8 protein-coding genes are annotated in these 12,863 nt (G+C 68.6%); 3 read left to right on the top strand and 5 right to left on the bottom strand.

All coding sequences use genetic code 11. The annotated features are described in order from the left end of the window. From argC to pheS, 3 genes are all read right to left on the bottom strand, one after another. A partial coding sequence (gene argC / locus A5658_RS05170; RefSeq protein WP_067332133.1) for an N-acetyl-gamma-glutamyl-phosphate reductase occupies window positions 1–890 on the bottom strand: 890 nt, incomplete at its 3' end. Between the two features lie 57 nt (window positions 891–947). Next, a complete protein-coding gene (gene pheT, locus A5658_RS05175; protein ID WP_067331923.1) occupies window positions 948–3,434 on the bottom strand; it encodes a phenylalanine--tRNA ligase subunit beta in 2,487 nt (828 codons plus the stop codon). After that, window positions 3,434–4,486: a phenylalanine--tRNA ligase subunit alpha gene (pheS, locus tag A5658_RS05180; RefSeq protein ID WP_067331925.1), complete on the bottom strand. Its 1,053-nt coding sequence runs from the start codon at window positions 4,484–4,486 to the stop codon at window positions 3,434–3,436. Before pheS ends, pheT begins: the two co-directional genes overlap by 1 nt. Before the next feature lie 152 nt (window positions 4,487–4,638). On the opposite strand from pheS, the gene A5658_RS05185 reads away from it, so the two are divergent. Beyond that, complete coding sequence (locus A5658_RS05185; RefSeq protein ID WP_067331927.1) at window positions 4,639–8,535, top strand: Pls/PosA family non-ribosomal peptide synthetase; 3,897 nt, start codon at window positions 4,639–4,641, stop codon at window positions 8,533–8,535. Beyond that, window positions 8,532–9,863 carry a M1 family metallopeptidase gene (locus A5658_RS05190; RefSeq protein ID WP_067332135.1) on the top strand — a complete coding sequence of 444 codons (1,332 nt, stop codon included), beginning with the start codon at window positions 8,532–8,534 and terminating at the stop codon, window positions 9,861–9,863. The genes A5658_RS05185 and A5658_RS05190 overlap by 4 nt, the downstream gene beginning before the upstream one ends. Window positions 9,864–9,869: 6 nt before the next feature. On the opposite strand, the gene A5658_RS05195 is transcribed toward A5658_RS05190, so the two are convergent. Next, window positions 9,870–10,664, bottom strand: coding sequence for a rhomboid-like protein (locus A5658_RS05195; protein WP_067332138.1), 795 nt, complete (start codon window positions 10,662–10,664; stop codon window positions 9,870–9,872). Between the two features lie 9 nt (window positions 10,665–10,673). After that, window positions 10,674–11,591 carry an adenylate/guanylate cyclase domain-containing protein gene (locus A5658_RS05200; protein WP_082992962.1) on the bottom strand — a complete coding sequence of 306 codons (918 nt, stop codon included), beginning with the start codon at window positions 11,589–11,591 and terminating at the stop codon, window positions 10,674–10,676. A 245-nt stretch (window positions 11,592–11,836) separates the two neighbouring features. Here A5658_RS05200 and A5658_RS05205 point away from each other — a divergent pair, with 245 nt between their 5' ends. Continuing rightward, window positions 11,837–12,862, top strand: coding sequence for an oxygenase MpaB family protein (locus A5658_RS05205; protein WP_156751270.1), 1,026 nt, complete (start codon window positions 11,837–11,839; stop codon window positions 12,860–12,862). Window position 12,863: the final 1 nt, after the last annotated feature.

Consider the following 12,863-nt stretch of genomic DNA (forward strand, 5'->3'; position numbering starts at 1 on the left):
ACCTTCATCGCGATCTGTGCGGCGTTGCTGCCGACCACCGAACCGGTGCGCGGCAACTGCCCTTCGGGCAGCAGGTGCACGAAAGGCTCTTCGTGATAGGCCTTTTCGTAGGCCGCCCGTAGCTGTGACAGCGGTGCCGTGGTCCGCGCGGTGCAGGTGGCAAGGATGCCGCGGGCGGTCGGGATCAGGACCGGGGTGAACGACACCGTGACCTCGCGGTCGGTGACCTGACGAAGCCCCTGCACGATTTCCGGCGTGTGCCGATGCGCGCCGCCGACGTTGTAGGCGCGCGCCGACCCGATGACCTCGGCGCCGAGCAGGTCGACTTTAGCGGCGCGGCCCGCGCCCGAGGTGCCGCTGACCGCGACGACGGTGACGGCGGGGTCGATGAGATCGGCCGCCACCGCGGGGAAAAGCGCCAACACCGCGGCGGTCGGATAACAGCCGGGCACGGCGATCCGGCGGGCCTCGCGCAGCGCGTCTCGGTTACCCGGTAGCTCGGGTAGGCCGTACGGCCAACTCCCGGCGTGCGGCGAGCCGTAGAAACGCTCCCATGCGGTCGCGTCGGTCAACCGGAAATCGGCGCCGCAGTCCACCACAAGCGTCTGCGGGCCGAGTTGCTCGGCCAGCGCCGCCGAGTGGCCGTGCGGCAGTCCCAGAAATACCACATCGTGGCCGTTCAGGACCTCGAGCTCGGTGGGTTCCAACACCCGCTGCGCTAGCGGCAGCAGATGCGGATGGTGATCGGCAAGGCTACTTCCCGCGCTGGTGGCGGCGGTCAGTGCGCCGATCGTCAGCCGTCCGTCGTGATGGGCCGGATGGCCGAGGAGCAGCCGCAAGATCTCGCCGCCCGCGTAGCCGCTGGCGCCGGCGATCGCCACGCTTGTCATCTCGCCATCGTTGCATGACTATGCACGCCTGTGCAAACTCATTCTCTGAGCGCTATTTCAGCCGCGTAGCACCGCGCCGACCCGCTCGGCCGCGCGACTCACCGCGGCGTCTCGAGCGGCGCTGGCTTCGTCTTCGGTGAGGGTGCGATCCGTGGCTCGGAACCGCAGCGCGAACGTCAGCGATTTCCGGTTCTCGCCGACCTGCGGGCCGGTGTAGACGTCGAACAGCCGGGCCTCTTCCAGCAGCTCCCCCGCGCCGTCGCGGACCGCGTCGGCGACGGCCTGTGCGGGCACGTCGGCGTCCACGACGAGGTTGACATCCTGGAAGACCGCCGGGAACGGAGATACCCGCGGCGCGGGTAGCGCGTCGACGATCGGGACGGCATCGAGGTTCAACTCGACCGCGCAGGTGCCCTTGGGCAGGCCGGTTCGCTCGATCACTGCCGGATGCAGCTGGCCGGCATGTCCGACGACGGTGTCGCCGACGAGCACTTCGGCGCATCGGCCGGGATGCCACGGCAGATGCTGCGCGGCCCGTAGTGTCACGTCAATTCCACTGGCGCGGGCGATGATCCGGACGGCCTCGAACGCATCGGCGGCATCGGCAGGCCGGCCGGCACCCCAGGGGCCGCGCGGCTCGCGCAGACCGGTCAACACCACCGCGACGTGTTGCGGTTGCACCGGCAGCGACGCATCAAGCGCGGCGATTTCGTCGTCGGTGGGGCGGCGGTCCACCGGGATCACCGCGACGGCCTTGGTGCGCTCGGTCGGTTGCACCACCTGCGCGACCGCGAACAGCGCCACGTCGACGATGCCGCGAGAGACGTTGCGCGACAACGCTTCCAGCAGCCCAGGCAGCAGTGTGGTGGCCAAATGCGGTCGGTCCGCCTCCAGAGGGTTGAGCACCTGGGTGGTGTGCCGCCGGGCATCGTCGGCGGGCAGGCCCCATGCGTCGAACACGCCGGCGGGCAGGAACGGCGTCGGGAGGATCTCGACGTAACCGGACAGCGCCAACGACTTGCCGATGGCGCGGCGACGGCGCTGGACGGCGGACAACCCGCGCCCGGCCGGTGCCGCCGGGAGCACCGACGGAATGACCTCCAGCCCCTCCAGCCGTAACACCTCTTCGACCAGATCGGCCGGCTGCAACAGATCCGGCCGCCAACTCGGCGGGGTGACGGTCAGGCTGTCGCCGCCGTCTTTGACCTCGGCGCCGATCTGCGTCAGCCGCCGCACCGTCGTGCCCGCGCTGTAACTCACCCCTGCCGTCCGGTCGGGCAGGTCGGTCGCCAGTTGGATCGGCGACCCCGCCCAGTCATCGCGAGGTGGATCGCCCCGCCAGTCGGTGAGGGTCGGTGCCACCGTCCCGCCAGCGATCTCGGCGAGCAGGGTGGCGCAACGGTCCAGCGCCGCAACGGAAATGGCCGCATCGACTTCACGCTCGTATCGGCGGGCGGCCTCGCTGGGCAGGTGCAGCCGCCGCGCCGTGCGTGATACCGCGGCCGGTTCCCACACTGCGGCCTCGAGCAGCACATCGGTGGAATCGTCGCGCATCTCGGTGCTGCCCGAGCCCATCACCCCACCGATCGCGGCGGTGGCGACGTCGTCGACGATCAGCACGTCCGACTGGTCGAGGGTGCGTTCGACGTCGTCGAGCGTCTGGACCTTCTCACCCGGCCTGGCAAACCGCACGGCGAAGCCACCGGTGATCCGGTTCAGGTCGTGCGCATGCATAGGATGCCCGAGTTCGAGCATCACATAGTTCGTCGCGTCGACGGCCGGTGAGATCGACCGGATCCCGCTGAGCAGCAGCCGGCGCTGTAACCACCACGGCGACACCGCCTTTGGGTCGATGCCGGAAACTGGGCGCAGCGCGAAACGGCGGACGCCCGTCTCGGGCTGGATAATCAGCGGCCAGGCCTCGGCCTCGCGAGGCAGTGCGGGAACGTCGGCCGGGTCGACGAAGTCGAGATCGTACGCGCAAGCTATCTCACGGGCCAGCCCGCGCACCGACATGCAGTAGCCGCGGTCCGGGGTGATCGCCAGATCGAAGACCACGTCGTCGAGCCCGAGCACCTCTACCCCGCTCGCGCCCGGCTCGGCGGTTCCCGGCGGTAGCACCAGGATGCCGGAATGGTCTGCGGCCAAGCCGAGTTCGGCCGACGAGCAGATCATCCCGTCGGAGATGTGTCCGTAGGTTTTGCGTGAGCCGATGTGGAAGCCGCCGGGCAGCGTGGTTCCCGGCAGCGCCACCACCACCAGATCGCCGACCACGAAGTTGGTTGCACCGCAGACGATGTCACGAGGCTGGGGTTCACCCACCTCGACCTTGCAGGCCCGGATCGGCTTCTTGAACTCGGTGAGTTCCTGGATCGCGGCGACGCGCCCCACGGTCAGTGGGCCCTGCACCGGGCCGAGCGTGATGACGTCCTCCACCTCGTGGCCGATGCGCACCAGCGCCTGCTCGAGGTCCTCGGGCGTCACGTCCCATCCGGGAGCGCCGACGCTGACCACGTCCCGCAGCCAGCTATACGGAATCCGCATCAGGCACCCACCCCGAACGGCAGCGAGAAGCGGACGTCGCCTTCGACCATGTCGCGCATGTCGGGTATGCCGTTGCGGAACTGCAGGGTGCGCTCCAGGCCCATGCCGAATGCGAAGCCCGAGTACTCGTTCGGGTCAATCCCGACAGCGCGCAACACATTCGGGTTGACCATCCCGCAGCCGCCCCATTCGACCCAGCCGGCGCCGCCCTTCTTGTTCTCGAACCAGACGTCGACCTCGGCCGACGGCTCGGTGAACGGGAAGAAGTGCGGCCGGATCCTGGTGCGCGCCTGCGGTCCGAACTCGGCTCGGGCGAAGGCGTCGAGCGTCCCGCGCAGATGGGCCATCGACAGCCCGCGATCCACCGCCAAACCTTCGACCTGATGGAAGACCGGCGTGTGGGTGGAGTCGAGTTCATCGGTGCGGAAGGTGCGGCCGATCGAGATCACATAGACCGGCAGCGTGCGCTCCAGCAGCGCACGCACCTGCACCGGCGAGGTATGGGTGCGCATCAAGTGGCGCGAGCCCTCGGGCGCGATATAGAAAGTGTCCTGCTCGCTGCGCGCCGGATGGTCGGCGGGAAAGTTGAGGGCATCGAAGTTGAACTGCTCGGTCTCGACCTCGGGCCCTTCGACCAATTCCCAGCCCATCGCGATGAAGGTGTCGGCGACGTGCTCGGCCAAGATCGTGATCGGGTGACGGGCGCCGGCCGGCTGCCGAGTCGAGGGCAACGTCACATCGATGCGTTCGGCAAGCAACACGGCGGCATCGCGCTCGGTACGCAGTGCCGCCAACCTGTCGTCGTAGCCCTGCTGGACTGCGGCGCGCGAGGTGTTGACCAGTCGGCCCGCGTCGGCGCGGTCGGTCTTCGGCAGCGTCGCCAGCGCCTGCCGCGCCAGCGCCACCGGAGACCGATCGCCGAGGTGCTCTGTCTTGGCACGCGCCAACTCATCGAGATTCGCTGCGGCCGCAAACGCGCGGCGGGCTGCGTCGACCGCGGCGGTCAACGCGTCCGGCGACAGGGCTTCCGTTGACGGGGGCTGGGGACCCACGCGGCGACACTCTCCTTCTTGCTGAACATTCCAGGCTGACGGCACTGCGTGCCGCGCAAGTGCCGATCATATGTGGTGACGTCAGCGACTTTTCCAACCCGCCGTGGGCGCGCTAGCGGTTGAAGCGGCCGGGCCTGAGTATTTTCGTACGGGTGGCGACGCCCCCAGCTCCCGAACGCGTACCGGCGCACTACCTGTTGTCGCCGCGCGCAGCGGACCCGCGCACGCTCATCGACATCCTCTACGACACCGCCGCCTGCTTCCCGGAGGCCGCGGCGATCGACGACGGCACGGTGCAACTGACCTACAGCGAACTGATCAGCGACATCGAAGCCAGCGTCGCCTGGCTGGCGGCCCGGGGTATCGGGCGCGGTGACCGGATCGGCATCCGGATGCCGTCCGGCAGCTTCGCGCTCTACGAGGCGATCCTGGCGACGCTGGCCACCGGTGCGGCCTACGTTCCAGTCGACGCCGACGACCCAGACGAACGCGCCGAGTTGGTGTTCCGCGAGGCCAACGTCACCGCGATCGTCACGGCGGCCGGCATGTCCCGGGGCCCGGGCAGTTCGCGGGGCTGGCGAGCGGGATCGCCGCTGCCCCGCGATGACGCCTGGATCATTTTCACGTCAGGATCGACCGGCACACCCAAAGGCGTCGCGGTCACGCACCGCAGCGCGGCCGCATTCGTCGATGCCGAGGCGCAGCTGTTCCTGCGGGACAACCCAATTGGTCCGGGCGACCGAGTGCTGGCCGGATTGTCGGTGGCATTCGACGCCTCGTGCGAGGAGATGTGGCTGGCGTGGCGGCATGGCGCCTGCCTGGTTCCCGCGCCGCGGTCGTTGGTGCGCAGCGGGATGGACCTCGGGCCGTGGCTGGTCAGCCGTGACGTGACCGTGGTGTCGACCGTGCCGACGCTGGCCGCGCTGTGGCCCGCCGAGGCGTTGGAAGCCGTGCGGCTGTTGATCTTCGGCGGCGAGGCATGCCCTCCGGACTTGGCGGCGCGACTGGCCGTCGACGGCCGCGAGGTGTGGAACACCTACGGCCCGACCGAGGCCACCGTAGTGGCGTGTGCCGCCCGGCTGACCGCCGAGGGGCCGGTCCGGATCGGGTTGCCGCTGCCGGGCTGGGACCTGGCCGTGGTCGACGGCGACGGAGAGCCGGTGGCCGACGGGCACATCGGCGAGCTGGTGATCGGCGGCGTCGGCCTGGCCCGCTACCTCGACGAGGGCAAGGACGCCGAGAAGTACGCGGCGATGCCGACGCTGGGCTGGCGGCGCGCCTACCGCAGCGGCGACCTGGTGCGGCTGGAGAACGAAGGCCTGGTCTTCTGCGGGCGCGCCGACGACCAGGTCAAGGTCGGTGGCCGCCGCATCGAGCTGGGCGAGGTGGACTCGGCATTGGTGCACCTACCGGGTGTCAGCGGCGGCGCCGCCGCGGTTCGCCGAACGACGGCGGGCACACCCGTGCTGGTCGGCTACGTCGCCAGCGCCGACCCGAATTTCGACATGGCCGCCGCCCGGGCTCGCCTCGCCGAGCAGCTGCCGGCCGCGCTGGTGCCGCGCTTGGTCCTGGTCGACGAGCTGCCCACCCGCACGTCCGGCAAAGTTGACCGCGACGCGCTGCCCTGGCCGCCGCCGGGCGGCGACACCGAGGTCACCGCCGACCTCGTCGGCACGGCCGGCTGGCTGGCCGGATTATGGCGGGATCTGCTCAGTACGGCCGTCGACGGCCCGGAGGCCGACTTCTTCGCCCTGGGCGGGGGCTCGCTCGCGGCGGCGCAGCTGGTCGCCGTGCTGCGGGAGCGCTATCCACAGGTCACCGTCGCCGATTTGTACGACCATCCGCGGCTCGGCTCGCTGGCGGGCTTCCTCGACGAGCAGGAGAAGCCACCCGACGTCGTCGAGCGGTCGGTCCGCCCGACCCCACGGCTGACTCAGCTCGCGCAGATCGTGCTCTCGGTGCCGCTGGCCACGCTGGCGGCGCTGCAATGGGTGACGTGGTTGGCGCTGGGCAACAACGTCGCCCGCGTGCTGCATCTGGTGCCGTGGACGGTCGCGGTGAACTGGTGGCTGGTAGCGGCGGCGTTCGTCACGTTCGTGACGCCGCTGGGTCGGATGAGCATTGCCGTGTTGGCCGCGCGGCTGCTGCTGCCGCGCGTGCGGCCCGGCAGCTATCCCCGCGGCGGGTGGCTGCACCTGCGGGTGTGGCTGGCCGAGCGGCTGGCCGAGGCCAGCGGCGCCGAGAATCTGGCCGGCGCGCCGTGGCTGGTGTACTACGCCCGCGCGCTGGGCGCTGACATCGGCAAGGGCGTCGACCTGCACTCGGTGCCGCCGGTCACCGGTCTGCTGACGCTCGGGCACCGCAGCGCGGTCGAGCCCGAGGTGGATCTGTGTGGGCACTGGATCGACGGTGACACCTTCCACATCGGCGCGATCACGATCGGCAACGACGCGACGATCGGGGCCCGCACCACGCTGCTCCCCGGCGCCGTCGTCGGCAAGAACGCCGACGTCGCGCCCGGCTCCGGAGTGGTCGGCAAGGTGAAGAGCCGCCAGTACTGGAAGGGCTCCCCGGCGGTGAAATCCGGTCGGGTGAAACACCCGTGGCCCGACGACCGCCCGTCGCGCCGAACCCAGTGGGTGGCGGTGTACGCGCTGACCTCGGTGCTGCTGGCGGCGATGCCGCTGACCGCACTTGCGGCTGGACTGGCCGTGATCGTGGTGGCCGTTCGTCACACGCACCGGCTGTCGCAAGCCGTGCTGCCGGCCCTGTACTGGACACCGGTCGCGGCCCTCGCTGGCCTCGCGGCCTACGCGGCGATGACGGTGATCGCGGTGCGGTTGCTGTCGATCGGCCTCCGGCAGGGCTACCACCCGGTGCGCAGCCGCAGCGGGTGGCAGCTGTGGGCCACCGAGCGGCTGATGGATGGCGCGCGTAACTACCTGTTCCCGCTGTATGCCAGCTTGGCGACGCCGACCTGGCTGCGGATACTGGGCGCACGGGTCGGCCGCGACACCGAGATCTCCACGGTGTTGCTGACGCCGAAGTTCACGGTCATCGAAGACGGGGCATTCCTGGCCGACGACACCATGGTCGCCTCGTATGAGCTTGGGGGCGGCTGGATTTACGTGGCCGAGACGACGGTCGGCAGGCGGGCATTTCTCGGGAACTCGGGCATCACCCAACCCGGCCGTCGGGTGCCGGACGACGGGCTCGTCGCGGTTATGTCTGCCGCGCCGGCCAAGGCGAAACGCGGTTCGTCGTGGCTGGGCAGCCCGCCGATGCGGTTACGCCGACGTCCCGCGGAGGCCGACGCGGCTCGCACGTACGAACCGCCGTGGCGGCTGAAGGCGATGCGGTCGGGAGTGGAGGCGTTTCGGGCGGTCCCGGTGATGGTGACCGCGGCGATCGGGTTGGCCGTGTTGGGCGTGCTGCAGGCGCTGGCCCGGATCTTCGGCATCTGGACGGCGGCGCTCGCCGGTGGGCTGGTGTTGTTGGCCGCGGGCGCGCTGGCGGCGTTCGCGGCGGTGGCCGCGAAATGGCTTCTGGTTGGCCGTATTCGGGCCGGTGAGTTTCCGCTGTGGTCGTCGTTCGTGTGGCGCAACGAACTCGCGGACACGTTTGTCGAGACCGTCGCCGCGCCGTGGTTCGCCCGTGCGGCCAGCGGAACACCGGTGATGAATATCTGGCTGCGGGCACTCGGCGCCAAAGTCGGTCGAGGTGCATGGTGTGAAACCTATTGGCTGCCAGAGGCAGACCTCGTCACGCTCGGCCGCGGCAGCACCGTCAACCGCGGCTGCGTCGTGCAGACTCACCTGTTCCACGACAGAATCATGCGGATGGACGAAGTCGTACTCGAGGACGGAGCGACACTGGGCCCGCACGGCGTCGCGCTGCCATCGGCCCGGCTCGGCGCCGGGGTCACCGTCGGCCCTGCGTCGCTGGTGGTCCGCGGTGATTCGGTGCCGAAATCGACGCGTTGGCAAGGCAATCCAATCAGACCGTGGAATGCGGCCCGGGAGAAGACCGGCAAGAAGGCCGCCGCGTGAAACGTGTCGCAAAAAAGCCTTCGGCGCGTCAGGCTTCGGCGGTCATCGATCCTTACCTGCCCAACAACGGCAACGTCGGCTATCGGGTGTCGCACTACGAGTTGGCCCTGGAGTACAAGGTCGCGATCAACCGGCTCTCCGGATCGGCGACCATCACCGCCGAGGTGCTGACCGAACTGGACGAATTCACTCTCGACTTCACCGATTCGATGACGGTGACCAAGGTGTTGGTCAACGGCAAGCGCGTGGCCCACTTCGCTTGTCGTGAAAGGAAATTGCGTATCCGGTTGACGTCGACGCTGGCGCCCGGTGCGCAGATGTCGGTCGCGGTGCACTACCACGGTTCACCGCGGCCACTGCGATCGCTATGGGGCGACGTCGGTTTCGAGGAACTGAGCAACGGCGCGCTGGTCGCCGGGCAGCCCAACGGCGCCGCCTCGTGGTTCCCCTGCGACGACCACCCCAGCGCGAAAGCGTCCTACCGCATCCAGATCAGCGCCGACAATCCCTACCGGGTGGTCGCCAACGGGCGGCTGGCGTCGCGGCGAGGGCGCGCCGCCCAAACCGTGTGGACCTACGAACAGCCCGAACCGACCTCGACCTACCTGGTCACCCTGCAGATCGGGGCGTACGAGCTGATCCGGCAGGGCACGTCGCCGGTGCCGATGCGGGCGGCACTACCCGGGCGGCTTCGGCGTGACTTCTACGAAGACTTCGCGCGCCAACCGGGGATGATGGAATTGTTTGTCGACCTGTTTGGTCCGTATCCGTTGGCGAACGGCTACACGATCGTCGTGACCGACGATGATCTCGAGATACCCCTTGAGGCTCAAGGGATTTCGATATTCGGTGCCAACCATTGCGACGGCACCCGGGCCAGCGAACGGCTGATCGCCCACGAGCTGGCCCACCAGTGGTTCGGCAACTCGGTCACCGCGGCCCAGTGGCGCGACATCTGGCTGCACGAGGGTTTCGCGTGCTATGCCGAATGGTTATGGTCCGAGCACAGTGGCGGACGCAGCGCCGATGACTGGGCGCGCCACTACCACCAGAAGCTGCGTGACTCGCCGCAGGATCTGCTGCTCGCCGATCCCGGCGCACGCGACATGTTCGACGACCGCGTGTACAAACGCGGCGCGTTGACGCTCCACGCGCTGCGCGGACGGCTGGGCGACCAGAAATTCTTTGCGTTGCTGAAGGATTGGACGACCCGTCACCGCCACGCCACCGCGGTCACGAACGACTTCACCAGCCTGGCCGCCGAGTACTGCGACGAATCGTTGACGCCGTTGTGGGAGAGCTGGCTGTATTCGCGGCCTGTGCCCTGATGCGGCTCAGCCGGCGACTGCCGGCTCGGGAAGGATCTCGGCCGCCGGCTTACGCGTGACGCGTGAGCGCGTGAACAACACTGCCACCGCCGCGCCGATGACACCGGCAGCACCGGCGCCCAGCATCGACCAGGTGCCGTGGGCCAACATCAGGAAGCCGAATGCGGTGGCCACGGCCAGCAGCGCGTAGCGGACCCGCGTCCAGCGGGCCGGCCCGTCCAGCCGGGTAGAGACCAGCATGCCCAGCATCAGCGCGACGGTGTGTCCGACGTCGGTGAAGTCTTCGCACAGCGCGGCCGCGGCAAGCCCGACCGGGATCCAGAATCCGACCCACGCCGGTCGCCACCGTCGAGGTATCGCCGAGGTCAATGCGCCCAGCACCGCCACGGCACCGTAGCTCACCCCGACGTCGCTGGCGCGCGACACCGACAGCGGCAGCCAGTGGAATTCGATCGCCGCCGTCAGGCCGACGGCGACCAGCAAGGTGGTGCCGATATGACCGGTGATGAATACGACGGCCAGCTGCCCACTGCGCCAGATGAGCTCAGCCAGGGCCAGCAGGCAGACCAGGCACGGCAGCCAGAAATACATCGGACCGGCGTCGGTGACGAACGCGCTGCCCAGCAGCGTGGTGAGGTGGCCGTGCGCCAGGTTGTGCAGATTCGTGCTGGCCTGCGCGATCACGTGCGCCCGCACCCGCGGACCGAGCTCGACCAGTGCCACGCTGACACCGATCAGCACGACGGCATAACCGAGCGTGATTCGCACACGCGAAAGCCGCGACAATAACTGCACCATCATCGCCATCTACTATGCCTGCGGACCGTCGTCGTCCGGATTGTCAGAACCTGATAAGTCGCTAACAGTTTCCCTGGACGGCTTGAGCCGATAGATCGCCAAATCAGCCGGTAGACCTGCAGGTTTACTCCCGAAAACCGACCAGTGAACCCGCTTGGCGACCACCCCGAGTGTGACCAAGTCGTCGGCGTCGAGCAGGTCAAGAGTTGCCCCAGACACCATTACTCCGCCGCGGGTGGCTCGTTCCATCACCCGCGCTGCGACGTTGACGTCGACGCCCAGCCAGTCGGCGGCCAGACGTCGTGGGCGACCGGTATGAATCCCCACCCGCATCCGCGGCGTGTAGCCCTCGACCTCGACGGTCTTCAACGCCCGTTTGGCCTCCAGCACGGCGGCTATCGCGACGAGCGGGTCCGCGAACACCGCCATGGCGCCGTCACCCATCCGCTTGACGATGTGCCCACCGGCATCCAACAGTGGCGGTTCGATCGCGCGCGCCACCCGCCGCAGCAGCTTCAGCGTTGCCTCATCCCCGGCCTGCAACGACCAGGTGGAAAAGCCCACTAAATCGGTGAAGACGATCGTCACCTCTTGATTCGCCGGCCGCCGCGACACGGCCTCGGTGAGGGCCTGCCACACCTGCAGCGCACCCAGGCTCACTTCGCGGGATGCTCCGCCGCGCTCGCCCAGCAGCCGCCCGGCGGCGCGGGCGGCTGCGCGTGGACCGCCCTGGCCGGCCGTCGACAGGGGATCGCCAAAATCGGGATCACCGGGCAAGCCCCGCCGTGCCCGCCGTACCAGTGCGATCAGACCGGGGCTGTGATTGGTGCTGCGTAGCCACTTCGCCGCGCCTCGCAGAGGAGTCGGCGAATGTTCTCGCGATGACGGGGAATCCGGCGCGGTCGCCGTTTGCTCGGGCTCGCCGGACATCCGTAGGGGCCCGAGTTCCACAACGCTCAGGGTAGGTGCAGTTCGGAAGGACCGGCAACGACCGTCAGGGTGGTGTCCGCCACGATCAGCGTCGAACGGCCTGATCACGGCGCCGCGACGCGTCGGTCGAGGCCCGGTAACGCTGTGCGCGGCGCGCCCGCCAAATCGTAGACAACGAATGTTGTCAACATTATCGTGAAGTGAGTGCCGGATCGGGACAGGAGGCAGTGATGACAGTGACGTCGATGCCACCGGACGACGCGACCAAGCCGTCTGCGTCTCCCCTGGGCCCGGATTCGCTGACGTGGAAATACTTCGGCGATCTGCGCACCGGCATGCTGGGCGTCTGGATCGGCGCGATTCAGAACATGTATCCGGAACTGGGCGCCGGCGTCGAGGAGCACTCGATCCTGTTGCGTGAGCCGCTGCAGCGTGTGGCGCGGTCGGTGTACCCCATCATGGGAGTGGTCTACGACGGCGGCCGGGCATCGGCGACCGGCGAGCAGATCAAGCAGTACCACCACACCATCAAGGGCGTAGACGCCAGCGGACGCCGCTACCACGCGCTGAATCCGGAGACATTCTATTGGGCGCACGCCACCTTCTTCATGTTGGTGATCAAGGTGGCGGAGTACTTTTGCGGCGGCCTGACCGAAGCCGAAAAGCGCCAGCTCTTCGAAGAACACGTGCAGTGGTATCGGATGTACGGCATGAGCATGCGGCCGGTACCGAAGTCGTGGGAGGACTTTCAGGAGTACTGGCAGCGGGTGTGCCGCGACGAACTGGAAATCAACCAGGCCACTTTGGATATCTTCCAAATCCGGATTCCCAAGCCCAAATTCGTGCTGATGCCGACACCGGTCTGGGATCAGCTGTTCAAACCGCTTATCGCCGGCCAGCGTTGGATCGCCGCCGGTTTGTTCGAGCCGTCGGTGCGCGAAAAGGCCGGCATGCGTTGGACTCCGAGCGACGAGGTGGTGCTGCGGCTGTTCGGGAAGCTGGTCGAGATCGCATTTCTGGCGGTCCCCGATGAGATCCGGCTGCATCCGCGAGCGCTTGCCGCCTACCGCAGAGCCGAGGGTCGAGGCGCCGCCGATGCTCCACTCGTCGAGGCGCCGCGGTTCATGGGACCGCCGCCAGACCGTCGCGGTTTGCCGATGCATTACTTCCCGCCGCGCAAGTCCATCATCGAGCGTGCCGGTACGCTGATGCACACGACGTTCTCGCTGGCCGGTTTGCGTCCGGCGCGCGGGCGCGGCAAGGCCGCATAGC

Source organism: Mycobacterium sp. 1245111.1 (assembly GCF_001673405.1).
Taxonomy (GTDB): Bacteria; Actinomycetota; Actinomycetes; order Mycobacteriales; family Mycobacteriaceae; genus Mycobacterium.

Bases quoted from the DNA above. Each gene is read 5' to 3' on its own strand.
- pheT (WP_067331923.1), bottom strand. From the start codon at position 3,434: ATGCGGATTCCGTATAGCTGGCTGCGGGACGTGGTCAGCGTCGGCGCT.
- A5658_RS05195 (WP_067332138.1), bottom strand. From the start codon at position 10,664: ATGATGGTGCAGTTATTGTCGCGGCTTTCGCGTGTGCGAATCACGCTC.
- A5658_RS05200 (WP_082992962.1), bottom strand. From the start codon at position 11,591: ATGTCCGGCGAGCCCGAGCAAACGGCGACCGCGCCGGATTCCCCGTCA.
- A5658_RS05205 (WP_156751270.1), top strand. From the start codon at position 11,837: ATGCCACCGGACGACGCGACCAAGCCGTCTGCGTCTCCCCTGGGCCCG.